This window comes from Achromobacter sp. UBA2119, assembly GCF_002331005.1.
GTDB lineage: Bacteria > Pseudomonadota > Gammaproteobacteria > Burkholderiales > Burkholderiaceae_B > Achromobacter > Achromobacter animicus.
Genome location: NZ_DCYD01000011.1, coordinates 165,741 through 189,267 on the forward strand (window position 1 = coordinate 165,741; position 23,527 = coordinate 189,267).

22 protein-coding genes, 1 tRNA gene and 1 pseudogene are annotated in these 23,527 nt (G+C 62.6%); 17 read left to right on the top strand and 7 right to left on the bottom strand.

Annotated elements, in window-relative coordinates; genetic code table 11:
* Window positions 1-47 precede the first annotated feature (47 nt).
* The 5 genes from B3098_RS10855 to B3098_RS10865 all read left to right on the top strand — a co-directional run bounded on the left by B3098_RS10855 (window position 48) and on the right by B3098_RS10865 (window position 3,956).
* The gene (locus B3098_RS10855; protein ID WP_152383413.1) at window positions 48-359 is read left to right on the top strand and encodes a hypothetical protein; all 312 of its coding nucleotides are present in this window, start codon (window positions 48-50) and stop codon (window positions 357-359) included.
* 88 nt (window positions 360-447) lie between these two features.
* Window positions 448-702 (top strand): CrpP-related protein, encoded by a 255-nt coding sequence (locus B3098_RS29035; protein ID WP_175157257.1) that lies wholly within the window; start codon window positions 448-450, stop codon window positions 700-702.
* 196 nt (window positions 703-898) lie between these two features.
* The gene (locus tag B3098_RS10860; RefSeq protein ID WP_152383412.1) at window positions 899-1,096 is read left to right on the top strand and encodes a DUF3606 domain-containing protein; all 198 of its coding nucleotides are present in this window, start codon (window positions 899-901) and stop codon (window positions 1,094-1,096) included.
* Between the two features lie 92 nt (window positions 1,097-1,188).
* On the top strand, window positions 1,189-1,521 hold the full coding sequence (locus B3098_RS29135; RefSeq protein ID WP_373982105.1) for a DNA polymerase ligase N-terminal domain-containing protein: 333 nt from the start codon (window positions 1,189-1,191) through the stop codon (window positions 1,519-1,521).
* A gap of 992 nt (window positions 1,522-2,513) precedes the next feature.
* Window positions 2,514-3,956: a hypothetical protein gene (locus B3098_RS10865; protein WP_152383410.1), complete on the top strand. Its 1,443-nt coding sequence runs from the start codon at window positions 2,514-2,516 to the stop codon at window positions 3,954-3,956.
* 187 nt (window positions 3,957-4,143) lie between these two features.
* Here the strand turns inward: B3098_RS10865 and B3098_RS10870 are convergent, their stop codons facing one another.
* Window positions 4,144-5,178 carry a Bug family tripartite tricarboxylate transporter substrate binding protein gene (locus B3098_RS10870; protein WP_227741353.1) on the bottom strand — a complete coding sequence of 345 codons (1,035 nt, stop codon included), beginning with the start codon at window positions 5,176-5,178 and terminating at the stop codon, window positions 4,144-4,146.
* Window positions 5,179-5,245: 67 nt separating this feature from the next.
* On the opposite strand from B3098_RS10870, the gene B3098_RS10875 reads away from it, so the two are divergent.
* The 7 genes from B3098_RS10875 to B3098_RS10905 all read left to right on the top strand — a co-directional run bounded on the left by B3098_RS10875 (window position 5,246) and on the right by B3098_RS10905 (window position 14,646).
* The gene (locus tag B3098_RS10875) at window positions 5,246-6,190 is read left to right on the top strand and encodes a LysR family transcriptional regulator (protein ID WP_054481934.1); all 945 of its coding nucleotides are present in this window, start codon (window positions 5,246-5,248) and stop codon (window positions 6,188-6,190) included.
* Window positions 6,191-6,320: 130 nt separating this feature from the next.
* The gene (locus tag B3098_RS10880; RefSeq protein ID WP_152383409.1) at window positions 6,321-8,396 is read left to right on the top strand and encodes a hydantoinase/oxoprolinase family protein; all 2,076 of its coding nucleotides are present in this window, start codon (window positions 6,321-6,323) and stop codon (window positions 8,394-8,396) included.
* An 11-nt stretch (window positions 8,397-8,407) separates the two neighbouring features.
* Entirely contained in the window at window positions 8,408-10,144 is a 1,737-nt protein-coding gene (locus tag B3098_RS10885) for a hydantoinase B/oxoprolinase family protein (protein WP_054481932.1), read from the top strand.
* Window positions 10,141-11,844, top strand: a complete 1,704-nt coding sequence (locus B3098_RS10890; RefSeq protein ID WP_054481931.1) for a thiamine pyrophosphate-dependent enzyme — start codon at window positions 10,141-10,143, stop codon at window positions 11,842-11,844. The genes B3098_RS10885 and B3098_RS10890 overlap by 4 nt, the downstream gene beginning before the upstream one ends.
* The gene (locus B3098_RS10895) at window positions 11,841-12,137 is read left to right on the top strand and encodes a (2Fe-2S)-binding protein (RefSeq protein WP_082401429.1); all 297 of its coding nucleotides are present in this window, start codon (window positions 11,841-11,843) and stop codon (window positions 12,135-12,137) included. Before B3098_RS10890 ends, B3098_RS10895 begins: the two co-directional genes overlap by 4 nt.
* 2 nt (window positions 12,138-12,139) lie before the next feature.
* Entirely contained in the window at window positions 12,140-13,522 is a 1,383-nt protein-coding gene (locus tag B3098_RS10900) for an FAD-dependent oxidoreductase (protein ID WP_370881525.1), read from the top strand.
* The gene (locus tag B3098_RS10905) at window positions 13,519-14,646 is read left to right on the top strand and encodes an NAD(P)/FAD-dependent oxidoreductase (protein WP_152383408.1); all 1,128 of its coding nucleotides are present in this window, start codon (window positions 13,519-13,521) and stop codon (window positions 14,644-14,646) included. Before B3098_RS10900 ends, B3098_RS10905 begins: the two co-directional genes overlap by 4 nt.
* 455 nt (window positions 14,647-15,101) lie before the next feature.
* On the opposite strand, the pseudogene B3098_RS10915 reads toward B3098_RS10905, so the two are convergent.
* The 4 genes and pseudogenes from B3098_RS10915 to B3098_RS10930 all read right to left on the bottom strand — a co-directional run.
* Window positions 15,102-15,344: pseudogene (locus tag B3098_RS10915) on the bottom strand (helix-turn-helix domain-containing protein); the annotation flags it as partial.
* Window positions 15,345-15,877: 533 nt separating this feature from the next.
* Window positions 15,878-17,113, bottom strand: a complete 1,236-nt coding sequence (locus B3098_RS10920; RefSeq protein ID WP_152383407.1) for a DUF7673 family protein — start codon at window positions 17,111-17,113, stop codon at window positions 15,878-15,880.
* On the bottom strand, window positions 17,110-17,859 hold the full coding sequence (locus tag B3098_RS10925; RefSeq protein ID WP_152383406.1) for a ParA family protein: 750 nt from the start codon (window positions 17,857-17,859) through the stop codon (window positions 17,110-17,112). The genes B3098_RS10920 and B3098_RS10925 overlap by 4 nt, the downstream gene beginning before the upstream one ends.
* Window positions 17,860-17,955: 96 nt before the next feature.
* Window positions 17,956-18,198, bottom strand: coding sequence for a hypothetical protein (locus tag B3098_RS10930; protein WP_152383405.1), 243 nt, complete (start codon window positions 18,196-18,198; stop codon window positions 17,956-17,958).
* A gap of 71 nt (window positions 18,199-18,269) precedes the next feature.
* Here B3098_RS10930 and B3098_RS10935 point away from each other — a divergent pair, with 71 nt between their 5' ends.
* From B3098_RS10935 to B3098_RS10955, 5 genes are all read left to right on the top strand, one after another.
* Window positions 18,270-18,695 (top strand): hypothetical protein, encoded by a 426-nt coding sequence (locus B3098_RS10935; protein ID WP_152383404.1) that lies wholly within the window; start codon window positions 18,270-18,272, stop codon window positions 18,693-18,695.
* Between the two features lie 898 nt (window positions 18,696-19,593).
* Window positions 19,594-19,740 (top strand): hypothetical protein, encoded by a 147-nt coding sequence (locus B3098_RS10940; protein WP_175157260.1) that lies wholly within the window; start codon window positions 19,594-19,596, stop codon window positions 19,738-19,740.
* A complete protein-coding gene (locus tag B3098_RS10945) occupies window positions 19,737-21,014 on the top strand; it encodes a DUF1173 family protein (RefSeq protein ID WP_152383403.1) in 1,278 nt (425 codons plus the stop codon). Before B3098_RS10940 ends, B3098_RS10945 begins: the two co-directional genes overlap by 4 nt.
* 69 nt (window positions 21,015-21,083) lie before the next feature.
* Window positions 21,084-21,488 (top strand): hypothetical protein, encoded by a 405-nt coding sequence (locus tag B3098_RS10950; protein WP_286895952.1) that lies wholly within the window; start codon window positions 21,084-21,086, stop codon window positions 21,486-21,488.
* Entirely contained in the window at window positions 21,485-22,429 is a 945-nt protein-coding gene (locus B3098_RS10955) for a tyrosine-type recombinase/integrase (protein WP_227741349.1), read from the top strand. The genes B3098_RS10950 and B3098_RS10955 overlap by 4 nt, the downstream gene beginning before the upstream one ends.
* 24 nt (window positions 22,430-22,453) lie before the next feature.
* Here the strand turns inward: B3098_RS10955 and B3098_RS10960 are convergent.
* Together B3098_RS10960 and B3098_RS10965 are read right to left on the bottom strand one after the other, a co-directional pair.
* Window positions 22,454-22,529, bottom strand: a tRNA-Lys gene (locus B3098_RS10960).
* 156 nt (window positions 22,530-22,685) lie between these two features.
* Window positions 22,686-23,483: a MetQ/NlpA family ABC transporter substrate-binding protein gene (locus B3098_RS10965; RefSeq protein WP_175125593.1), complete on the bottom strand. Its 798-nt coding sequence runs from the start codon at window positions 23,481-23,483 to the stop codon at window positions 22,686-22,688.
* Between the last annotated feature and the right edge of the window lie 44 nt (window positions 23,484-23,527).

Consider the following 23,527-nt stretch of genomic DNA (forward strand, 5'->3'; position numbering starts at 1 on the left):
GATTCTAGGCTTGTTTATACTGTATGTCCATACAGTGGTTCAGCATCATGCCGTTCAAGCCTCCGCTTCGCATCGCCCAGCTGCGCGCCATCCAAGATCGCCATCGCGGTCCGGACGGAAAGATCAGTGATGCCGATCTTCTGGCCCTCCTGCAGGAGGTCAAGCGGTACCGCTCGTTCATATTGCGCACCAAGCAATTGTCCGGTGGATTCAAACGGCCGTCCGGGGTGCTGGGGCCGGTGTACGATGAGTGGTTTGAGATCCTCTCCGCCGAGCCCTGTGTGGCGGAGCAAGAACAGATGGTCCGCGAGCTCCTGGAAGACCCGAAGAAGCTTCGCAAGGGTATGGGGCCGCGCTAAGACTATCCCGCCCCGTACAGCGGCACCATTGATTCGAACGCCGTTTCATTGGCATACTGGACCCCCACCACTTTTGGAGAGCGAGGCCATGCTCATCGAGATCCAGAAGGAAGGCGCGGAGGCGGCCCGCAAGGGTCTGAGTCTCTTAAGTTGCCCGTATCTGAAGGCGGACGCTATGCCAGGTCACACCGGGGAATCTCCCCGCGAATGGATCGAGCGAGTGAATGCCTGGGAGGAAGGCTGGAAGAGAGAGGTGGCACAGCGAGGTGCCAAACGATCCACCAGTCCGTTTGCAGTCTCCGTCGCCGAGAGGCGACCGGGCTTCCGCCTACCGGCCGCTTAACCGGCCCACAAACCAGCGCCCCGAATGGGGCGCTTTCGTTTTGGCAGAGATCCGCGGCGCGTTTAGCGGCTAAACACCAGCCACGCGGTCGCGCAGATCATCCCCAGGGTGTTTAGCAGCTAAACGATGCCGACGTGCCGCACCGTAGGCACGCTGGTTGCTGCGAGCATGGGTCCAACACGAGAAGGAGGATTTCATGTCGGACGATCTGAAAAATCGCGGTGCGCAAGACCGGTCGCGTATCAACGTGAACGAGGCCCACGAGCTTCATTACTGGACCAACGAGTTGGACGTGAGTGACGAACAGTTGCGAAAGGCTGTGCAGGCCGTCGGCGTCTCAGCAACAGCGGTGCGAGAGCATCTGAAGGGCCAGACCGGCGCCAAGCGCTCCTAGCTATCGTGGTGGGGCAGGACCGTGGACAACGGCCGAAAATTCATCGTCTATCGGTCCCTGAACCAACAGGAACGGTTCGATCTCCTGATGCGATGAGGCGCTGGACGGTAATCAACGGGATGCCGGATGACCCGAAGGCGAGACGCATCGCGATGGAGCAGCCGGCAGTTCCCTCGGTCGGACGGAAGCGTAGAGGACGTACTGCGGTATCCCCGCTCAGCGGGGAGCCGGTATCTGTGTGGGACGCCGGAGAGTGGAACTTGGCGGGCGATGCAGGCGGATACGAGGCCGGCCATCTGAGATTCCGCCTCCATGGCGCGCTCCTGCAGGGCCGCTGGGCCCTCGTGCGTATGTCTGGCAGCGGCGCCGTGGAACGGCCTCCTTGGCTACTCATCTTCACATCGGTTCGTGACCGGCGGAACTGAACCATGGCAACCCGACCTCGAAAGGGCAATGCCCATGCGACCGGCCGCTCCGGAGCGGCGTCCGCTGCATCAAAACTTCCAGGCCTCGAGGCAGATCTGCCGCCTTCCCTAAAGCCTCAGTTGGCTACCTTGGTCGACGGCGTTCCCAGGCACGGAGATGATTGGCTTTACGAGGTCAAGTTTGATGGTTGGGCGTATCAGTGCCATTGTCTTGGGATGAGCTGGGCGACGTCACTGGTGGCGCGCAATGGACGATTTCGAACGTCCAGGGTCGGCTTGACGTGGCCAACTCACCGTGGGACGACTACACGCCGCAAACGATCAGCTAGGCCATGAACGCGATCGGCTACAGCCCGGAGCGGACGAAGAGTTAGCCCGCCTTCAGAACGCCCATGCTGCAGCATCAGCACTGCTGTTTTGAGGCTCTGCATCTAATGATTGGCAGATGGGGGCCGGTGGGTATGTGGGTGAAACTCGGGAAGCCGGTGGGCACACCCTGTGGTCAAGCGCGTGGTCAGGCGGAGCCTGTCCACCGTTTGTCCATCAGCGGTTGTCCATGGGCCGAGCGCAGCGAGCCGAGTGGTCGCGCAGCGATCATCCACATATCCACGGGTTCGATGAATGTCTTTGGTCTTGATGGTTTAGCGGCTAAACACGTGGCACAACGGTCCAAGTGTGTTCCCCGCGCTTACCAATTTGACTCTTGATTGTCTCCGTCGGGGCGGTCTGCCCCAGGGCTTCCACTGACTGGCTGGACTGCGCGCGGTGCACCTGTCTGCTTTCGGCCGAGGTTGTGTGAAAACTCACCGTGCTGAGGGTCATGTCGGAAGTTGGCCTCTCAGATCAACTCAGGATCGACGATCGGAGTTGAGGGAAGGGTTTGAACACCCTCGAAAACAAGTCCATCACGAGTTTTCACACAGCCTCGGCCATAAGCGGACGCTCGGCGGGCATGCCAAAATATCGTTATCTGCATATGTTAACGGTGTCATATGGCTGCAAGAAAAATCCTCACTGTCGGTCTGGAGCTCGCGTCATCCGAGCCAACCTATGCTACGTTTCGGTCAAAGGCATCGCTACTGGACTGGGACATATTTCTCTTCAGACCAGAAATCTCGGAGTTTCTTCACAACTACCACGAAACGTACCAAGGCAAGCCGTGCTTCAATGACAGCTCGTCGTTCGAGGCGAAAGAGTGTTGTGAACACTGGCGTCGCGAAATTAAACAGGCTATGGAGACGGGAAAGACCGTAATTGTCTTTCTGCCTTCTTTGTACGAAGCCTACGTAGATACGGGTAGGCGCTCCTACTCAGGTACCGGTCGAAATCAGAAGACAACCCGTCACGTTGAACTCCTCACTAACTACGACACGCTCCCGATGGGCTTGGAGCCGTTAGCAGCAACTGGGAGTTCGATGAAGCTCACGTCGAAGGGGGCTGAATTATTGGCCCCATACTGGACCGAGTTCGGCGAAAGATCTGGCTACAGGGTTGTCCTGAACGCATCCGATGTTCCAGCATGCGTTCAGACTCGTGCAGGAGACAAAACCGTGGGCGTACTCTATCGGAGCAAGTCTTCCGCCGGGACGCTATTGTTGCTCCCCGACATGGATTTCAGTCCGCCGAACTTCACGAAAAAAAAAGGCAACAGTGAGGTCTGGACGTCTGCCGCTACTCAGTTTGCAGGCGCATTCCTTTCTGCCGTGGTTGCCCTCGACAAAGCCCTCCGATCCTCTTCGGAGGTAACACCGGAGCCGCCGTGGGCCGCTACCTCACAGTACACGCTCGCACCGGAGACAGCGCTACGCGTTCAACTCCTTGAAGCAGAGCGCCAAGTCGAGGCAGCGCAAAGAAAAAAGGAACAGGTCGCCGAGGCGATTTCTGGTGCCGTTATGCCGCGCGGTCTTCTATATGAAAAGGGCAAACCGCTGGAGGCCGCGATCATCTACGCCCTAACCATTCTCGGCTTCAATGCGTGCCAATTCAAACAGTCCGATTCTGAATTCGATGTGGTTTTTGAGTCCGCCGAAGGTCGTCTTATTGGCGAGGCAGAGGGAAAGGACAGCAAAGCGATAAACATCGACAAGCTCCGTCAGCTCTCAATGAATATTCATGAAGACCTACAGCGGGAGGAGGTTTCAGAACCTGCAAAGCCGGTCCTATTCGGAAATGGATTCCGACTTCAAGAACCCAGTTCCCGATCTGACCCGTTCACGGAGAAATGCCACTCAGCCGCCTCAACGTCATCGACGGCGCTTGTTTCAACCGCTGACCTCTTTCTGCCCGTTCAGTACTTGCTTGCGCACGAGGACGCCGAATATGCGGCTGCATGTCGTGCCGCTCTTTTGTCGACTGTTGGCAGAGTCGTTTTCCCTAGTCCCCCCGTCGTGGCCCAGAGAAATAACGACACAGAGCAAGAGGAAAGTGGCGTCTAACAGGTTGATCGACACGGACGTCCAATCGACCGGCTTTGCCGACCAACTGTCGGCGGTCATCTACAGCGTTTCTGAACGTCCGCTTTCCACCGCGAGCTACTTCCGCTTTAGGTCGCAACCGGGCCTCCACTAGAGGCTGACCATGGCCATGAACGGCTCCTCGCACCGTGCAGTCCTATGGACCAAATCACATCTGCTTTAAATCAACCTCTTTGGCGACCTTGCCAAAGGCCTCAAGGTCCGTCTTGACGCGGGCCGTGGTGTCGGCGGGCGTCGATACGCGCGGGATCATGGCCAGCTCCAGGAGGCGTTGCTTCATCTCGGGTTTGGCGAATTCGCGAGCGATAGCTTGCTGAATCTTGTCCACAATGGCGTCCGGCGTGCCCTTGGGCGCCGCTAAACCAAACCACGCGACGGCCGAAAAGCCGGGCATGCCGGCCTCTGGAGCCGTCGGCACATCGGGCAACGCCGCCACGCGTTCGGGGTTGGTGACGAACAGCGGCCGCACCTTGCCCGCCTTGATGAAGGGTGTCTGCACGCCGGTATTGTCCAGCACGGCGTCAATATGGCCACCCAGCAGATCGTTCATCGCCGGGCTGCTTCCCTTGTACGGCACGATGTTGATCTCAATACCGGCGGAGCGTGCAAACATAAGCTGCGTCAAGTGTTGCTGGGTCCCGAGACCGGCATTGCCGAAAGTGATCTTATTGGGATTGCGGCGCCCGTAATCGATGAATTCCTTCAGCGTCTTGGCGGGAAACTCGTTATTCGTCACCACGACGAAAGGCAGGTCCACCAGCACCGTGATCTGCTTGAAGTCCTCCAAGGGCTTGTAGCGCAGCTTGTAGACGTACGGGTTGACCGCCATCGTGCCGCTCGCGGTCAGGGCCAACGTGTAGCCGTCGGGCTCCGCGCGGGCGACGTGCTCGGTTCCCAGGACGCCGCCGGCGCCCGGCTTGGCCTCGACGATGACGGGCTGCCCCAATTCGCTCTGCACCGCCTGGGCCGCGAAGCGCGCCAGCATGTCGGCCGATCCGCCCGTGGCATAAGGCAGGACGATCGTGATCGGCTTGCTGGGATAGTTGTCCGCGGCTGCGGCAGATGAGGCTGCGAAGGCGGCCACACAAGCGGCGGCCAGAAACTTCAGGTTCTTTATCATGAATTGATTACCCAAGTTGCGGAGGAACTGCGCAGTAACCCGGGCAAGGTTAAGCGGTCGCATGTTATATGACCAATCAACAATTAAAATAAAACATCATCAACGTTTTTGATAACGACTTAGGGTAAGCGTGCTTGACGCCATCGACTTGAACCTGCTTCGCATATTCGACGCCGTGATGACCGAGCGTAACGTCACGCGCGCGTCGCACACCCTGCACATGACGCAGCCGGCGGTCAGCAACGCCATCAACCGGCTACGGCTGACGCTGAAGGATCCACTGTTCATCAAGGTCCAGGGTGGGGTCCTGCCCACCCAGCGCGCCGAATTGCTCTGGCCGCCCATCCGCGACGCGCTTGCCCGTATCGCCGAGACCCTGGAGCGCAATGAGTTCGACCCCGCCCGATCGGAAGCCGTCTTCCGTCTGGCCATGTCCGACTACGTGGCCGACCAGGTCATCCGGCCGCTGTTTGTCGAACAACAGGAGGTGGCGCCGAATATCCGCATCCACCTGCACCCCTATTCGCTGGACAACACCACCTCGCTGCTGGAAAAGGGGGAAGTCGATATGGCAGCGGGCGTGTATTCGAACTTCGGTTCGTCGCTGCGCACCCTGCCGCTTGAAACCCTGACCTACGTCTGCGCGATGCGCAAAGGCCATCCGCTGCTGTCCCTGCCGCGCTTCACGCTGGACGATTTCCTGTGCGCGCGCCATCTGGTGGTGAGCCTGCTGGGCACGGCGGCCCTGATCGATCACGAGCTGGCCGCCCACGGCTACAAGCGCAACGCCGTGCTGACGATCAACCAGTTCGCGCTGGCCCCGCGCCTGCTGGCCGAGACCGACCTTATCTGCGTGGTGCCGGCCAACGCCGTGCGCAACAGCCCGCACAGCCACCAGCTAGAGGCCATCGAGCCGCCCTTCCCGCTGATCCCCCGCACGGTCAATCTGATCTGGCACGAGCGCTCGGACAACCTGCCGTCGCATCGCTGGCTCCGCGAGGAGATCCTCAAGGTGTGCAAGGCGCAGGGCATGATGTTCGACCCCGCGCAGGGGGCTGAATCGCACGCCTATTGAGCCTGTCGTTATTCACACAAATGATGAAGATCAATGCAAATCTTTGATTAGATCGAATGATCCGCGGTCGATAAGATTCTGGTCACCCTAGCTTCGGCGCATGTCCGCGCCGGCTTCCTGGAGACCCGCGTTGACCCACTCCGCATCCCCCACCGGCGAGCGCCGTTTCCGCGTCGGATTCGACGTGGGCGGCACCTTCACTGATTTCACCCTACTGGCCGAACACAGCGGCGCGTTATCCTACTTCAAGGTGCCTTCGACGCCGCACGACCCGTCCGAGGCCATCCAGAGCGGTCTCGCCCATCTGATGCGCGAGCACGGGATCGCCGGCGACGAACTGGTCCACGTGGGCCACGGCACAACGGTGGCCACCAATATGGTGATCGAGCGCCGCGGTTCGCGCTGCGCCCTGGTCACCACGCGCGGCTTTCGCGACGTGCTGGAGATCGGCCGCCAAACCCGCCCGCATCTGTACGACTACAACGTCATCAAGCCGGCGCCGCTGGCGCCGCGCGAATGGCGCTTCGAGATCGGCGAACGCATGGCGGCGGACGGCTCCGTGCTGCAGGCGCTGAACGAGGACGAAGTCGTCGCGGTCGCGCGCCAACTGGCCGACGCGCGGGTCGAAGCGGTGGCCATCTGCTTTATGCACAGCTATCGCAACGACGCCCACGAGCGCCGCACGCGCGAAATCCTGGCCGAATATCTTCCCGATGCCTACCTCAGCGTTTCCAGCGAAATACTGCCAGAGTTCCGCGAGTATGAGCGCATGTCGACCACGGCCCTGAACGCCTACGTGGGCCCGCGCATGGCGTCATACATGCGCAACCTGGTCGACTCGGTGCAGGCCATGGGGGTGCGCGTGCCTCCCACGACCGTGCATTCCAACGGGGGCCTGATGTCGGTGGAGTCGGTGCTGACCGCGCCGGTGCGAACCTGCGTGTCCGGGCCCGCTGCCGGCGTCATCGGCGCGGCCGAGCTCGGGCAGGCCGCCGGCTTTCACAACCTGATCACCTTCGACGTCGGCGGCACCAGCACGGACGTGTCGCTGGTGGCCGAGCTGCAGCCGCTGTTCACTTCCAGCCGCCTGGTGGCGGATTATCCCGTCAAGACCCTTATGGTCGACGTACACGTCATTGGCGCGGGCGGCGGCAGCATCGCGCGCATCGACGACGCCGGCGCGTTGAAGGTGGGCCCGCAAAGCGCCGGCGCGGTGCCCGGCCCGATCGCCTACAACCGGGGCGGCACGACCGTCACCCTGACGGACGCGCACGTCGTGCTGGGCCGCCTGAATCCCGTGGCGCTGCTTGAAGGCCGCATGGCTGTGCATGCGGAGCGCGCACGCGCCGCGCTTCAGGAACAAGTGGCCGACCCGTTGGGCATCAGCATCGAAGAAGCGGCCTACGGCATCCTGCGAATCGCCAACTCGAACATGGCCCGGGCCGTGCGCGCGGTTTCGACCGAACGCGGCCATGACATCCGCAAGTTCGCGCTGTGCGCCTTCGGCGGCGCGGGCGGCCTGCACGCGGCCGAGCTGGCGCGCGACTGCGGCATCGGCACGCTACTGATTCCGCAGGAGCCCGGCACCATGTGCGCGCGCGGCATCCTGCTGTCGGACATATCCATGGACTTCGTCCAGACGCTGATGGCCAATGCGAACGAACAGGGCTGGCTGGCGGTGCAGCAGGCGCTGGACGCGCTGGGCGGCAAAGCCCGCGCGTGGCTGACGGGCGAAGGCGTGGACGATTCCGCCCAGCGCCTATCGGCGGTCATCGACGCGCGCTACCAGGGCCAGAATTTCGAGATCCCCGTGCCGCTGGACGGCATGCGCCTGATGCCGCTCACCGACTTCGTGGCGGCTTTCAGCGCGGCCCATATCCGCGAGTACGGCTACGACGCGACCGGCCGCGCGGTCGAGATCGTCAACTGCCGCGTGCGGGCAGTGGGTCTGGTGCCGCGCGCGCCGATCGCGCGCGTGCCTGGCGGCGCCAGCCTCGCGGGCGCGATCAAGGAGCGCCGGGCCGTGTACTTCGAAGGCGCCGGATGGACCGACACGCCCATCTATCGCCGCGCCCTGCTTCCGGCAGGCGTCCCCATCGACGGCCCCGCCGTCATCGAGGAGATGAGTTCAACCACCGTGATCCTGCCGGACCAGCAAGCGCGCGTGGACGACTACGGCAACCTCGTCGTCAACCTCAACCCCTAAGGCAACCCGACATGACCACTGCACCGACTGCCGCCGCCGACACCGACGCGTTCGATCCCATCGAAATGGAGGTCTTCAGCAACCGCCTGCTGTCCATCACCGAAGAAATGGGCAACACGCTGATCCGCTCCTCGTTTTCCAGCAACATCAAGGAGCGCAAGGACTGCTCCGTGGCGCTGTTCGACGCCGCCGGCCGGCTGGTGGCGCAGGCTGCCCACGTGCCGGTGCACCTGGGCTCGCTGTCGGGCGGCATCGACGCCGTGCTGCGCCGCTACGGCGCGGCCGGCATCCGTCCCGGCGACGCTTTTCTGTGCAACGACGCCTACCTGGCCGGGGGCACCCACGCGCCGGACATTACCGTCGTATCGCCCATCTTCTTCGACGGCGTGTTGCGCTTTTTCGCCGCCAATATTGGCCACCACACCGACGTAGGCGGCGCCGTGCCGGGCTCGACCTCGCACCACCTCAAGACGGTATGGGAGGAAGGCATCCGCCTGCCCGCGATGCGCATCGTGCGGCAGGGCGAGCTGGACCTGGACTTGCTGGAGATGATCGCGCACAACACGCGCGAGCCGGACAACCGCATGCACGACATCCGCGCCCAGATCGCGACCAACGACAAGGGCGCGCGCCTGATGCTGGAGCTGGTCGGCCAATCGGGGCTGGACACCGTGCTATCCGCCATCGACGGCATCCTGCGCTACACCGAACGGCGGCTGCGCAACCGCATCGCCCAGCTTCCGACAGGCAGCGTTTCGTTCACCGAACGCATGGACGATGACGGCATGGGCGGCGACCCGGTGGTGATCCAGGCCAACGTGCAGGCGCGCGACGGCCAACTGCACGTGGACTTCACGGGCACCGGCAAGCAGGCGCGCGGCGCCTTCAACTTGCCGGCCAGCGCGCTGAACGCCAGCGTGTATTTCGCGGTCAAGGCCATGCTCGATCCCGAGCTGATGCCGAATAACGGGCTTTTCCAACCCATCACCATCAGTGCGCCCGAGGGCACGATCACCAATCCGGTGTTTCCCGCCGCCGTGGGCGCGCGCGTGACCACCGCGCAGCGCGTGGCGGGCACCGTGATTGGCGCCCTGGGCCAACTGCTGCCGCCCGGCCGCGGCATGGCTTCGTCCAACGACGTGATGCCCTCCATGCTGTTCTCCGGCCCGATGCGCGACGGCAAAGGCACCTTCGTTTATCTTGAAACGCTGGGCGGCGGCGCGGGCGGGCGCGCCCGGGGCGACGGCATGGACGGTATCCAGGTCAACGTCACCAATACGTCCAACCTGCCCGCCGAGGCGCTGGAAATCGAATACCCCCTACTGGTCGACGAGTACGCCCTGGTGAACGATACGGGCGGCGCGGGCAAATACCGGGGCGGCATGGGCATTGCGCGCCAGATCCGCTCGCTGCACGATCAACTGGCCTGCACCATCCGCTGCGACGCGGCGCTGTTCGGCGCAGCCGGCCTCGATGGCGGCCTGACGGGCGGCACCTCGCGCCTCATCCAGAACCCGGGCCGCGCCGACGAGCAGCGGCTGCCCAACAAGATTTCGGGCCACCCTCTGCCGGCGGGCTTCACGGTCCGCCTGGAGACGCCCGGCGGAGGCGGCTACGGGATTCCCGCGGAGCGCGACCTTGCCGATATCCGCCGCGACGTCGTTGGCGGCAAGGTGAGCCGCGCCGCCGCGGAGCGCGACTATGGACCCGAGCGTGTGGCGCGCGCCCTTGAACAGGAAGGCGCATGACCCGTCCCGAATCAGCCGAGCCCCGCAGCGGCGGCGAGGCCCTCATCGCACAGTTGCAGGCCTTTGGCGTGCGGCGCGTCTTCATGGTGCCCGGCGAGAGCTTCCTGCCCTGCATCGACGCCCTGTACGCGCGGCGCGATGCAATCGAATCTATCGTCTGCCGCCAGGAAGGCGGTGCGGCCTATATGGCCGAGGCACACGGCAAGCTGACCGGCCAGCCCGGCATCTGCTTTGTATCGCGCGGCCCCGGCGCCACCAACGCGGCCATCGGCGTGCACACCGCCCGCGAAGACTCCACGCCCATGATCCTCTTCATCGGCCAGGTCGGCGGCGACACCGCCGACCGCCAGTGCTTCCAGGAAGTGGACTACCGCGCCATGTACGCGCCGCTGGCGAAATGGGTGGCGCAGATCGAGCGCGCCGACCGCATCCCGGAATATCTGGCGCGCGCCTGGACCACCGCCACCAGCGGACGTCCCGGCCCCGTGGTGCTGGCGCTGCCCGAGGACATGCTGGCCCGCCTGACCCGAGCGCCGCTGGCCGCGCCGCCCGCGACACCGCAGGCCTGCCCCACGCCCAACGATATGCAGCGCCTGCAGCGGATGATCGAGTCCGCCGCCCGGCCGTTGCTGCTGCTGGGAGGTTCGCGCTGGTCCGATGCGGCGCGCGGGGCGGTACGCGACTTTGCCCTGCGCTTTGACCTGCCGGTCGCCACCGCCTGGAGACGGCTGGAGCTGTTCGACAACAACCATCCGAACTTCGTCGGGCAGGTCAGCGCCAGCATGCCCGCGCACCAGAAGCGCGTCGTCACGGACAGCGACCTCGTCATCGCGCTGGGCACGCGCCTGTGCGAACCGACCACCATCAATTACGAATGGCTCGCCTCGCCCACGCCGCGGCAGACCTTGGTGCACATCCACGCCGACGCCAACGAGATCGGGCGGCTTTGCACGCCGGCGCTCGGCATCGTTGCCAGCGTGGCTGGCTTTGCCCAGGCCGCGGCGGCTCTCGCGCCCACGCCGGGCTGGCGGCCAGCGCGCAGCGGCGCGCACGCCGCGGGTTCGGCGCCCGTGCTGCTGCCGACCCCCGGCCCGCTCGACCTGAATGCGGCCGCCGGCCATGTCGCGGCTTCCCTGCCCGCGCGCGCCTGCGTCACCGTGGGCGCGGGCAACTACGCGCTCTATGCGCACCGGCACATCGCCTTCAAGGGCCTTGCCAGCCAGCTTGCGCCGGCCGTGGGCGCCATGGGCTACGGCCTGCCGGCGGCCATCGCGGCCAAGCTGCATGACCGCGACGCCCCGGTCATCTGCTTTGCCGGCGACGGATGCTTCCAGATGACCATGCAGGAAGTCGCCACCGCCGTGCAGCATCGGCTGGGCATCGTCATCCTGGTGTTCAACAACGGGCTTTACGGCACCATCCGGCTGCATCAGGAGCGGGCCTATCCTGGCCGCGCATTGGCCACGACCCTGGTCAATCCCGACTTCGCCCAGCTCGCGCAAAGCTATGGCGCCTTCGGCCACCGCGTCACAACCACCGAGGAATTTGCGCCGGCCTATGACGCCGCGCTGGCCCACGCCCGTGAGCACCAACTGCCCGCGATTCTGGATCTGGTGTACGACGCCGACATCATCCTGCCCGACCGCACGCTGTCGCAGATGCACGCTGACAGGGCATGCGCCCCGGAGCCGCGCGCATGACACCGCTGCTGCGCCGTGCCGCGCCGCAGGCCGGTTCCGCCCTGCACCTGACCTGGAACGGCCAGCCGATAGCCGCCCAGCACGGCGACACCGTGCTGACGGCGCTGCTGCTGGCCGGCGACCGGCTGCGAACCACACTGGGCACGGGCGCGCCGCGCGCGGGTTTCTGCCTGATGGGCGCTTGCCAGGACTGCTGGGTACAGCGCATCGACGGCCAGCGCCTGCGCGCCTGCTCCACCTTGGCCGAAGATGGCATGGAACTGCTCGACGCCCTGCCCGGAGCGTGCCCATGAACATGCCTCCCATGTCCGATGCGCCGCCGAGCGTGGTGGTGGTGGGCGCAGGACCCGCCGGCGTGCGCGCCGCACAAACGCTGCTGCGCCACGGAGTGCGGCCCGTCGTCATCGACGAGGCCGCGCTGCCCGGCGGCCAGATCTATCGCCAAAGCCCCGTCCCGCGCGGCACCGCACGCCAGCGGTACGGCTTCGAACATCAGCGCGCGGCCCGCATCCACGAGGCAGGCGCCCAATTGCGCCAGCAGGCCGACTACCGCGCAAACACCGCCGTGTGGAACACCGCGCCCGGCCACCTAGATCTCGTTACGCAAGACGGCGACTTGGATGAACTGCCCTACTCCCAACTGCTGATAGCCACCGGCGCCACCGACCGCGTTCTGCCCTTTCCCGGCTGGACCCTGCCTGGCGTCTTTTCGCTGGGCGGCGCCCAAATTGCGCTGAAGGGCCAGCATTGCCTGCTGGGGCCGCGCATCGTCTTCGCGGGCACCGGGCCCTTGCTGTATCTCGTCGCCTATCAATACGCGCGTGCCGGGGGCCAGGTGCAGGCCGTGCTCGATAGCGCGCCGCTGGCTGGCCAGGCACGCGCCCTGCCCGCGCTGCTGAATCAGGTGGGCACGCTGGCCAAGGGCTTGTATTACCTGGGATGGCTGCGCGCGCACGGCGTACCCGTGCACCATTCGGCAAGCCTTATCTCGGCCCGGGGCGAGACCCGCATCGAAAGCGCGCGCGCGCGCATCGTCGACGCCGAACGCCACATTGCCTGTGACGCGCTGGCAGTCGGCCACGGCCTGCGCGCCGAAACCCAACTGGCCGACCTGCTCGACTGCGATTTCGATTTCCACGCCGCCCAGCGCGCCTGGCTGCCGCGACGCGACGCCGACGGCCGCAGCTCGATCGCCGGCGTCTACCTGGCGGGCGACGGCGCGGGCATCGGCGGCGCCGCACTGGCCGAACTGGCCGGCGAACGCAGCGCGCTTGCCATGCTGGCCGACAGCGGCATCCGCGTCGACCCCAAGCGCCTGCGTTGGCTGGCGCGCCGGCAGGCCGCGCTGACGCGCTTTCGGCATGGTCTGGACCGTGCGTTCCCGCTGCCGGCCGCAGGCTCCGGCTGCGACGACAGCGTCATCGTCTGCCGCTGCGAGGAAGTGCGGGCGGGAGCGCTGCGCGCCGCCGCCGCGCAATATGCCATCGATGACCTCAACCGCCTGAAAGCCCTGACGCGCATCGGAATGGGCTTGTGCCAGGGCCGCCTGTGCCAGAGCGGCGCCGCCGAATTGCTGGCCGACTGCCGGAAAATCCCCCTGGCGGCCGTCGGCCGCCTGCGAGGACAGGCGCCCGTCAAACCCCTGCCGTTCGCAAGCTTTGACAAGAACCCGTCATGACACTGCTGCATACCGACGTCGCCATCATCGGCGCGGGCCTGGTCGGCGCCAGCGCCGCCTTGGCGCTACAGCGCGCTGGCGTCTCCACCCTGCTGATCGAACGCGACTTGTGCGGCGCGCGCGCCAGCGGCGTCAACTTCGGCGGCGTGCGCCGCCAGGGCCGCAACCTTGAACAGCTACACCTCGCCCAGCGCGCCCACGGCATCTGGGCACGGCTACCGGCGCTGATCGGTACCGACGCCGAATACGTGCGCACCGGTCATCTGAAACTTGCCCGATCGCAAGCGGACCTGGACAAACTCGTCGCCTATCGCGACAAGGTGCGCGACCTTGACCTGGGCCTGGAGATTCTGGACCGCGCCGCCCTGCGCCGGCGCTTTCCCGCGCTGGCGCCCGACATCGTCGGCGGCTCACTTTGCCCCGAAGACGGCCAGGCCAATCCTCGCCTGGTCGCGCCCGCCTTCGCCCACGCCGCGGCGCGCGCGGGCGCCCAACTGCTTGAGCACTGCGCCATCGCCCACGTCGACACCATGGCAAGCGACTTCCTGCTGACGGCCACGGACGGGCGCCGCATTCGCGCCGCCACGGTGATCAACGCCGCCGGCGCATGGGGCGCTGTCGTGGCCGGCTGGTTTGGCGACGTCCTGCCCTTGCAGGTCAAGTACCCCACCCTGCTCGTCACCGAACCGCTCACACCGCAGATCGGCGTGTCGCTGGGCGTCGAAGGTGGAGGCTTCTACGCCAGGCAGGTGGCGCGCGGCAATGTCGTCATGGGAGGCGGTTATGGCCATGCCTTGCCCGGCGATCGCAGCCGCCCAGGTCCCGCGGCCCTGGCCGATCTCGGCCGCACCGGCCCGGCCATTCTGCCCGCCCTCGCCCGCGCCAACATCATCCGCTGCTGGTCGGGAATAGAAGGCTATTTCCCCGACAAGAATCCCGTCATCGGCTTCAGCGCCAAGGTGCCGAGGCTGCTGCACGCCTTCGGGTTTTCGGGGGGAGGCTTTCAGATTGCGCCTGCGGTGGGCGAAGTCCTTGCACAAGCGGCCCAGGGACAGTGCAGCCTGAAGATGGCGGAGCGATTTTCAGTCAGTAGATGGAACGGATATCAAGCCTTAGGGAATTAGGCGCTTGCCGGCGGTTCCAATCGGCTCTGGCAATGTCGGAAGAATACTCATTGGATCGAACAAAGCCTTGATGCGCCGTTCAAATGCGAAAGCCTGAGTGAGTTTGTCCATGACTGCTACAGGGGATTCAAAATGGCACCCAAGCATCGATCACCATGGAATACCTGTTAATGAGGCCCCGGGCAAAAGGCACTCGCAGGTAGCCATGTGAGCCCCGCAATTCTCATTCTCCCTTTGTCTAACGATCGTTCAGAACTTCAGGATTTTCCGCAATCCGGACGGGGTTTGGCGAATTCCCGAGCGATGGCTTGCTTAATCTTATCCACCATGGCAGTCGGCATGTCATTGGGCGCCGGCGATCCGAACCACGCCACGGCCGAAAGTCTGGGCATCCCTGCCTCTGGGGCCGTCGGCACATTCGGCAACGCCGCCCTGAGTTCTGGGCTAGTGACGAACGCGAAAGCAGCGACTCGGTCGTAAGAGCCCGTATAGCCTAGAGAGCAAGAATCCTGGTGCGGCTCCAAAAGCGAGCGTCGCTGCTTGCGTGTGCGGTTAGCCTCGACCTTGAGCCACGACGAGTGCAGATAGCGTCTCACCGAGGTGCGCGATATGCCAAGTCGCTTGGCAATCTCTCGTAAAGAGCCATGATCGCGCAAATGCCAACGGCGAGTAATGCTGAGAAGACCCACGTCGATCACTCCTGTGTCCCACACGCGTACCGAGCAGGATGGTGTTCACGAGGTTGTTCGGACTTACATGCAAATCAAACGTAAAGGTGGTTCAACTCTGCGTGCAAATCAAAACCTAGCTCGTCTCAAAACTACCCGCGACATTACGCTTGGAACTAGGCAAAACTTTAGGCAGTTGACGCACGCGCCGTTTACGCGATGTCACTATGCGCAGTTGCAGCTGGGCGAATCGAATTCGCTTTGGATGCCAGAGAATCTGCGCCGAGAGGTGGGAGGCAGACCGACCGCTCTGGGTCGAGGTTGTGTGAAAACTCACCGTGCTGAGGGTCATGTCGGAAGTTGGCCTCTCAGATCAACTCAGGATCGACGATCGGAGTTGAGGGAAGGGTTTGAACACCCTCGAAAACAAGTCCATCACGAGTTTTCACACAGCCTCGGTCGTTATCGGCCCGACATACCTCAGCGGATCTGGGAATTAATTTTGGCCAAAGACTTTTCCATCGGATGGCTCCTCTTTCGGTGTTTAGCGGCTAAACGATACATCAGGCGTCGCACAGTGCCGGACGCCAAAGCGCAACCAGGGCCTTGAACTGCGCATGTACCTCGGTCCCCAGGGTATCGGGATACGCGCGTGTTTGGCGGATCAGGCCAATCACGACGAGCATGTCATCGGCTATCTCAGCGTCCACGCTCCAGATATCGGTCAGGTCGAAGCCACCGCACCTGGTCGCGTTCCACCACGAAAGCAGAAAGTCCGCCACCCGTTTGCTTTGGCCAGTATCACGCTGTGCGATGTTGATGAGGCGTGCCAGGGCATCAGTCCCTTTCTTTTGAAGCACCGGGTTTGCGCCTTCCCGTCGATGCTGCTCGAGGCGATCCATGCTTCGTTGGACTTCCGGGCCAACCGTGGGCGGTAGTTCGCCATTTTCGGGTGGGGTGCTTGGTTCTTTTGCATGGAACACATGGGTCGAACATTCCGCCACTACGGCGCGGGCTGTCGTCTCATCACGTGATGACTGTGGCGTCTCCTCCGCCAGTGCGTCTGACGACGCTCGCTTCGCACCTCCGGCTTTCCGAATCGCCTTCACCGCCGACCGCGTAGGCTTGGCCTCATTCGCGCTCAACAGATCTGCGACGGCCTCCGGTTGCTCACGGTGCGCGACGGCCAGTTCATTGGCGAGCGTCACATCAGTCACCTTCCCCGCCGCAACCGCTTCGGCGACGGGTTCGGGCAGCGTGAGTAGACCTGCATGATGGCTTACCCAGGCTTTCGATTTACCGAGCTGACGCGCTAAGTCGGCCCGGGACCAACCAGCTGACAGCTTGCCGCCGATAAAGTCCGCAATTTCCCGCGCGGTTAGGTTCTCGCGCTGCACGTTCTCCACGACCTGATCGAAGTCATCGAAATCCGGATCTTCGAACCCCGGCACCGAAGTCATCTCAGCGACCTTCGCTGCACGGAATCGGCGGTGACCGTGATTGATAATGAAATGTCCGGGAATTGTTGGATGCGGTCGCAACGACAAAGGAGACTTGATGGCACGCTTACCCTTGCGCTCTTGGCGTTTGAACGACGCAGCTAGCTCTGCGATGCTCTCCACGCTGTATCCCGGATTGTTTTTGCCGCGGGAGTTCTTTTCATCTTCGTGGATGAGACTAATGTCATAGGAGCCGGGTTCGCGCGCCTGGGGCGGCGCGCCGTCTAGCAGCGACGCCAAATCGCCCAGGCCGGCCAAGTCCAGGCCGCCGGCATCACCGTGTTTAGCGGCTAAACTCATTTCGCCACTCCCATCGTTTGCAGGACGTGATTGCCGAGGGCGCGCATCTCCGCGCCTGCTGCCCGTGCCGTTGTCTTCCTGCTCTTCCAGACGGGTTCGCCCGCAGCCAGTGCCTCTGCGACGCTAGTGCGCAGACCCACCACAACTGGGGCCAGAAGTTTGCCGTGCGCAGCTTGTACCTCGGCAAGATGTTTGACCTGACGCGGGTTACGGCGGTCAACCCGGTTCGGCACAATACCCAGGAAGTGCAGCTTCGGGTTGTGCTGCTTGGCCCCGACGATCACGCGCATCATGTCTTTGATGCCCTCGATGCTGTAGTCCTCCATCTCGACTGGACTGATCACCGCATCCGCGGTGCGCAGTGCAGTAATGGTGGCGATGCCGATGCTGGCGGGCGTGTCGATCACGCAGAGATCAAAGCCCCGCGTTTCAAATTCGCGCAGGTTTACCTGGAAATTTCGAAGTGCTCGCTCGAGGGGCATGTAGATGACGTTGGCCAGAAGCCGATCTGCGTGCAGCAGGGCAATAGGGCCTGGGGCGTCGCGAACGACCGGCATCTCATCGAGAAACAGTGCGCTCGCCGGTACCTCCAAGCGGTGCTGACGCATGGTCTTGGAGAGGTTCCCGGTGTCCAGGTCCACTACGAGTGTCTTGAGCCCCCGTTCGGCGGCGTGAAACGCAATGTGGATGGCATCAGCGGTCTTGCCGACACCACCTTTGTTCTGTGCGATTACAACAGTTCTCATGTTTGCCATTCCTCTGTCCTTGTGAGGTACGGATGCACAGCAGCCAACGCGAGACTCCGTGTTTAGCTGCTAAACACCGAAGATCATCGGCCGTCCCTACGGTTTTTTAGCGGGAACAGCGGAAGTTTGATTGGATCGGTCGCGGGGGACGTCTATGGCAGCGAAGTAGTCAGCCAGGGCCTGAACCGTCTGGACTCCTGGATTCTTCACCTCGCCGTAGCGGATCTTACGGAGATTGCTCAGCGACACGTGCGTCGCGTCGGCGACTACGCCGAGTTCGTTGTACGGGACGGCGCGGAGGCGGGATAACACCCGGTCAAAAAATTGAAGTTCGCTCATGCAAGCGATTCTAACCCGTATTTGGGTTATTTCAACCCACATATATGCACGCCGGCGCGGCATAGTTCCGTATGGCAAAAAAAGCTACAGAACTCGTCGGCACGAACGTCGATCAGCTCATGCGTACGGCTGGTCTATCTAATGCCGCGCTTGAGAAGAAAACGAACGGCCGCCTGACGCGGTCGACGGTTGACCGTGTTCGTCGCGCGCAGGGAAGCGCAGGAGTGGAAAGCGTTGCGGAAATCGCACGGGCTTTTGGTTTGGACCTTTGGCAATTGTTTGTCGAGGACCTGGATCCGGCACATCTGCCGTCGTTAATGACCGAGCCCGTGGCAGGAACCCTGCCCCTCTCAAAGGAAGAGCAAACTTTGTTGGAGTGCTTCCGCACCCTCAATCCTGCATTCCAGCAGCTGATTTTGAACGATATAGAACGTTATTCAGAGGCTGAGCGTCAAACGCTTGCAAAAAAGGGGGAATCCCCCAAGCGACGCGCATAGATTCCCGCAATGGCGGATCGAAACCACGACGGGTGCCACTGTCTACTGGTTGGATATAGGTACAAACGGCAGCTTGCGGCCGAAATTTAGGCCTTTTGTTACCAAATACGAAAACAATGTCCTTTTGTTCGCCCCTAACTCGGCTAGAACACGGCTGCCTTAGTAAACCCATATTTGGGTTGACAACGTTTATTTACGGGTTATCATGTTCGCACACACCCAAATATGGGTTGCCGCTCTTTAACAATACGCACAGAAGTAACGTCCTGCGCCGCCCGAGAGGGCGCCGCAGAAGGGGAGTTGGCTGCGAACACGGAAAGCCCCGGGGACGAAAAGAAGCAGCAAAAATCTAGGGGTCCCGTAGAGGCCCGTGAAGTCCGGCCAGGTGCGGCAAGCATGTGGTTGAAAAAATCTGTTCAGGCGCAGAGCCTGGAAGACCACCTAGATCTCGAGATGAGGCAGGAAGGGATCAACGATCCCGCCTTCCCACCAGCCCTTCGAGTGAAGGGCGCGAGCGCCTAAGCAGAATGTCTATGCCCTCCGTGGCGAGTAACGGCGGGGCGAACACCCGGCCGGGAGAACAACTGGCCTGCGCCGTGCAAGTCGGCAGGAATCCGCCAGCGTCGTGGTATCTCGCTGGCGGCATCCGAATCGGCGTTCAGTAATCGACTGAGAGGTGTTTAGCAGCTAAACGCCTCCGGCTGAGCGCTCCGATTCGGATGTGTACGCTCCAAAGTCGCAGCAAGGCCGATACGCCTTCTGCTGTTTAGCGCCTAAACACGCTGCCATCACTTGCAGGAGGGAGGACGACCCGACCTTACGTCGGCCTCTGCATTCTGGCGACGCGCTCGCGTCTGCATGTGCCCCCCTCATCCGCCATCTCGCACATGAAATCTTGATGAAGCAATTTTTCGTCTGGACGATCGCCGCGTTGATCTTCGCGGCGGGCTACGCGCTCTACCTCATCTATTCCGATGTCAAAGACGTCTGCGCAAAACAGCAATTCGTGAGCACAACGCTTTGTGCCACCTTGGGAGGCAAATGATGGACCGCAAGGTTTACCCGGTGGAAATAACGCTCGGTCCCAACAAACGCCCTTACTCCCCTGAGTTTCAAACGCTGGACGAATACAAGGAGGGTTGGAAGCGAGTCCTGCTGATGGCTCATGGAAAGGCGGACGTGCGCTGCACGTGCCCCGGTGCCGGTGAAAAGCGCCTCTCAATTCACAGCAGGGCCAATTCCGACAGGTTCCATCTCGCCCGCTTTCCAGAGACGGGCGCCGAGCATAGCGAAGACTGTATCTACTACGGCGTCGATCCCAGCATGTCCGGCCTTGGCTCCTATCGCCGCGGTGTCGTGCAGGAGCTGGATGACGGCGCAGTGAAGATCAAGCTCAAGGTTGGGCTGCAACAGCGCGCGGCTGTCGCGCCTGATGAAAGCAACAATGCCGGACTGGCCGAGACGAAGGTCGCCACCCCTCGACCCCGGTCCGGCCAAGCAAGCATGACACTGCTCGGCCTGCTTCATTTCCTCTGGACGCAAGCCGGCCTGAATACGTGGACTCCCGGCATGGAAGGCAAGCGCAACCTCGGCGTGGTTCACCACCACCTGATGCGTATCGCGACATCGACCTATGCAGGCCGCGCTCGACTGTCGCAAAACCTCGTGATTGCCACGCAGCCCGGCTCGGGGCAGCAGGCGGGACACAACAAGGCTAAGAGTCTCGAAGCGATCACACAGCGCCGCCGCCTGGTCATTGTTGCGCCGCTCGCCCAGCATCAGGAAGGAATGGACGGCAGTGAAGTACTGCCTATCGCCGGGTTTCACGGCATACCTTTCATGGCCTTGGACGAAGGCATCTGGGCAGCGCTCGAGCGCCGCTTCGGCCGCGAGATTGACGCTTGGCGCGCTGGAAACCCAATCATCGCGGTTGCGCAAACAGATCCGCCGAAATCCTCGGCGGGCAACATGCGAGCGCAGGTCGTGGACATCGCGCTCATGCAGATCACGCGTGACTGCATCCCGGTCGATTCGGGGTATGAAGTTCTGATCGCTGAGAAGCTCGTTGCGGAGAAGCGCCGATTTGAAAAGCCCCTGCGATTCGACGCAGGCGAAGACGCGGTCTTTCCCGACTTTTGGCTGCGCGACCTGCCTGAGCCGATCCCCCTTGAAGTTTGGGGCATGTCCGGCACGGATTACTTGTCGCGCAAAAAAGAGAAGGCTGCGCACTATGACGAAACATTCGGTGCCGGAGGCTGGTGGTCGTGGAATGCCGCGATCGGTGACCCAGTGCCCGAATTGCCCCCCAAAACCGCCTAGATGCTCCCCGTGAGGTGCCACCATTGCCGCCATGGTTCTGCATGAACTGCTTCCGACAGGCGCGGGCGGATGAGTCGACCCCTCGGGTATGCATCCAATTTAGAGGTGTTCACGATGCTCAATGCACTTTCCGTGCAGACCACGGATGAAAAGGCGCTCACGCTGCATGAAGCCGCTGAACGCCTCAATGTTTCCTACAGCACAATCTTCAGCTATCGCAAGGAACTTGGATTTCAGCTTAGGGCGCGTGGCGCCTGGCGGATCTGGCCTTCGCGCCTTGCTGCATTCTCGGAAAAGAAGAACAATGTCACCCAGCTATCGCTGCGGGTCTTGGGAGAAGCACCATGCCCATCCGCAAAGATGAAACCTCAGGTATCTGGCAAGTTGATATCCGCGTCCCAGGCCTCCCGCGAGTTAGATGCTCTTCTGGAACATCGGACAGGCAAGCCGCGCAGGAATATCACGACAAGTTGAAGGCTGATTTGTGGCGCCAAGCCAAGCTCGGTGAGCAACCCGACCGCTTGTATGAAGAAGCCGCTGTACGGTGCCTTCGACTTTGGGACGGCCTGCGAGACTACGACAGCAAGGTCCGGCACATTGCCTACTGGCGCACGCAGTTCTCTGGACGCGCCATTCGCTCTTTAAAATTCGACGAGATCGCGGACAAGCTGCCCACTCACACGACGCACCGTCATCGGAAACCCACTCCAGTCAGCGCAGCTACGAAGAATCGTTATCTTGCAACGATGCGCCGAATGCTCAAGCTATGCGAGGAGTGGGATTGGATCGACAAGTGTCCCAAGTTCGCCGAGTTCGTCGAGCCCGATAATCGAGTGCGCTGGGAACCAAAGGACGTTATCGGCCGCTTGATTAGCGCCATGACGCTCGAATGGATGCGGGACGTGAGCTTGGTCGCAGTAGCCACCGGTATGCGCGAGGACGAACTGCTCTCGCTCAAGCCAAGCAACGTCGACATGCCGCGCTCCAATGCCTGGGTCATCGCAGAAGAGGCGAAATCCGGTTACGCACGTTCTGTGCCGCTCAACGCGGATGCTCTTGCAGTCCTGCAGCGTCGGATTCCCAAGGCGAAGAAGTACGTCTTCGAGAGGCCGTCGCGCGACGGCCTCGTCCGCAAGATTGGTCAGGTCGATGCGCGCTGTCTTCGCCGCGCTTGCGCAGAAGTTGGCATTGACGACTTTCACTTTCACGACCTACGGCACACCTGGGCCAGCTGGCATGTACAGGCTGGCACGCCGCTCATGGTGCTGAAGGACCTCGGCGGTTGGGAGACACTGGACATGGTGCAGCGATATGCTCACCTGGCCCCGTCTCACCTCGCGCACCATTCGGCCACGGTCGAATTTTGGTCAAAGTCAGAACGCCAAGAAAAAACGCCGCTTGTAGAAGCGGCGTAAGTTCTTGATACTGCAAAGTTTTGATGGTGGGTTGTGCGAGACTCGAACTCGCGACCAACGGATTAAAAGTCCGCTGCTCTACCGACTGAGCTAACAACCCGACCGAAGCCCGAAATTATGGCGGATTTCGATGGGCTTGTCAAAAAATGACAGCCGGTCGTGTTGCTGGCGCGATCTGTCCGCATCCCGCCACCGCAACCCGCCAAGAAAACGGCTGCTCGCGGCGGCCGTCTTCAGAACGCGTCCAGCTCCTGGATTACCAGGCGGCCACCACGGCGCCCTTGAACTTGGTCTGGATGAATTCCTTCACAGCGGGGCTGTGATAGATCGAGACCAGCTTGGCGAACTCGGGACGGTCCTTGTCCTTTTCACGCACGACCAGCACGTTGGCGTACGGCGAATCGGGCGATTCCTGGGCGATGGCGTCCTTGGTCGGGTTCAGGCCGGCTTCCAGCGCGAAGTTGGTGTTCACGGCCGAGGCGTCGGTGTCGTCCAGCGAACGCGGCAATTGGGCGGCGTCCAGTTCGATGAAGCGCAGCTTCTTGGGGTTTTCGACCACGTCGATCGGCGTGGCCTTCAGGCCCGCTTCCGGACGCAGCTTGATCAGGCCATTGGCCTGCAGCAGCAGCAGCGCACGGCCGCCGTTGGTCGGGTCGTTCGGCAGCGCGATGCGGGCGCCTTCCTTCAGTTCGGACAGCGACTTGATCTTCTTGCTGTAGATGCCGATCGGGAAGATCACGGTCTTGGCGATGCTGACCAGCTTGTAGCCGCGATCAGCGTTGGCGTTGTCTAGGTAGGGCTGGTGCTGGTAGCTGTTCAGGTCCAGGTCGCCCGCGGCGAGCGCCACGTTGGGCTGCACGTAGTCCGAGAACTCGATGACCTGCAGGTTCAGGCCCTGCTTGGCGGCTTCGGCCTTGACCACATCAAAGATCTGGGCGTGCGGGCCGGCGGTGACGCCGACCTTCAGGGGCTTGTCCTGAGCCAGCGCGGGCTGGGCGAAAACGGCGGCGCCCAACGCGAACGCGGCCAGCGACTTCAAAACCTTGATGCTCATGTTGCGATATCCCGATATGACGGAAGTAGGAAAAAACAAAGTGG

Excerpts from the sequence above, each read along its gene's own strand:
- B3098_RS10855 (WP_152383413.1), top strand. The coding sequence starts at position 48 with ATGCCGTTCAAGCCTCCGCTTCGCATCGCCCAGCTGCGCGCCATCCAA.
- B3098_RS29035 (WP_175157257.1), top strand. The coding sequence starts at position 448 with ATGCTCATCGAGATCCAGAAGGAAGGCGCGGAGGCGGCCCGCAAGGGT.
- B3098_RS10860 (WP_152383412.1), top strand. The coding sequence starts at position 899 with ATGTCGGACGATCTGAAAAATCGCGGTGCGCAAGACCGGTCGCGTATC.
- B3098_RS29135 (WP_373982105.1), top strand. The coding sequence starts at position 1,189 with ATGAGGCGCTGGACGGTAATCAACGGGATGCCGGATGACCCGAAGGCG.
- B3098_RS10865 (WP_152383410.1), top strand. The coding sequence starts at position 2,514 with ATGGCTGCAAGAAAAATCCTCACTGTCGGTCTGGAGCTCGCGTCATCC.
- B3098_RS10870 (WP_227741353.1), bottom strand. The coding sequence starts at position 5,178 with ATGCGACCGCTTAACCTTGCCCGGGTTACTGCGCAGTTCCTCCGCAAC.
- B3098_RS10885 (WP_054481932.1), top strand. The coding sequence starts at position 8,408 with ATGACCACTGCACCGACTGCCGCCGCCGACACCGACGCGTTCGATCCC.
- B3098_RS10890 (WP_054481931.1), top strand. The coding sequence starts at position 10,141 with ATGACCCGTCCCGAATCAGCCGAGCCCCGCAGCGGCGGCGAGGCCCTC.
- B3098_RS10895 (WP_082401429.1), top strand. The coding sequence starts at position 11,841 with ATGACACCGCTGCTGCGCCGTGCCGCGCCGCAGGCCGGTTCCGCCCTG.
- B3098_RS10900 (WP_370881525.1), top strand. The coding sequence starts at position 12,140 with ATGCCTCCCATGTCCGATGCGCCGCCGAGCGTGGTGGTGGTGGGCGCA.
- B3098_RS10905 (WP_152383408.1), top strand. The coding sequence starts at position 13,519 with ATGACACTGCTGCATACCGACGTCGCCATCATCGGCGCGGGCCTGGTC.
- B3098_RS10920 (WP_152383407.1), bottom strand. The coding sequence starts at position 17,113 with ATGAGTTTAGCCGCTAAACACGGTGATGCCGGCGGCCTGGACTTGGCC.
- B3098_RS10925 (WP_152383406.1), bottom strand. The coding sequence starts at position 17,859 with ATGAGAACTGTTGTAATCGCACAGAACAAAGGTGGTGTCGGCAAGACC.
- B3098_RS10930 (WP_152383405.1), bottom strand. The coding sequence starts at position 18,198 with ATGAGCGAACTTCAATTTTTTGACCGGGTGTTATCCCGCCTCCGCGCC.
- B3098_RS10935 (WP_152383404.1), top strand. The coding sequence starts at position 18,270 with ATGGCAAAAAAAGCTACAGAACTCGTCGGCACGAACGTCGATCAGCTC.
- B3098_RS10940 (WP_175157260.1), top strand. The coding sequence starts at position 19,594 with ATGAAGCAATTTTTCGTCTGGACGATCGCCGCGTTGATCTTCGCGGCG.
- B3098_RS10945 (WP_152383403.1), top strand. The coding sequence starts at position 19,737 with ATGATGGACCGCAAGGTTTACCCGGTGGAAATAACGCTCGGTCCCAAC.
- B3098_RS10950 (WP_286895952.1), top strand. The coding sequence starts at position 21,084 with ATGAGTCGACCCCTCGGGTATGCATCCAATTTAGAGGTGTTCACGATG.
- B3098_RS10965 (WP_175125593.1), bottom strand. The coding sequence starts at position 23,483 with ATGAGCATCAAGGTTTTGAAGTCGCTGGCCGCGTTCGCGTTGGGCGCC.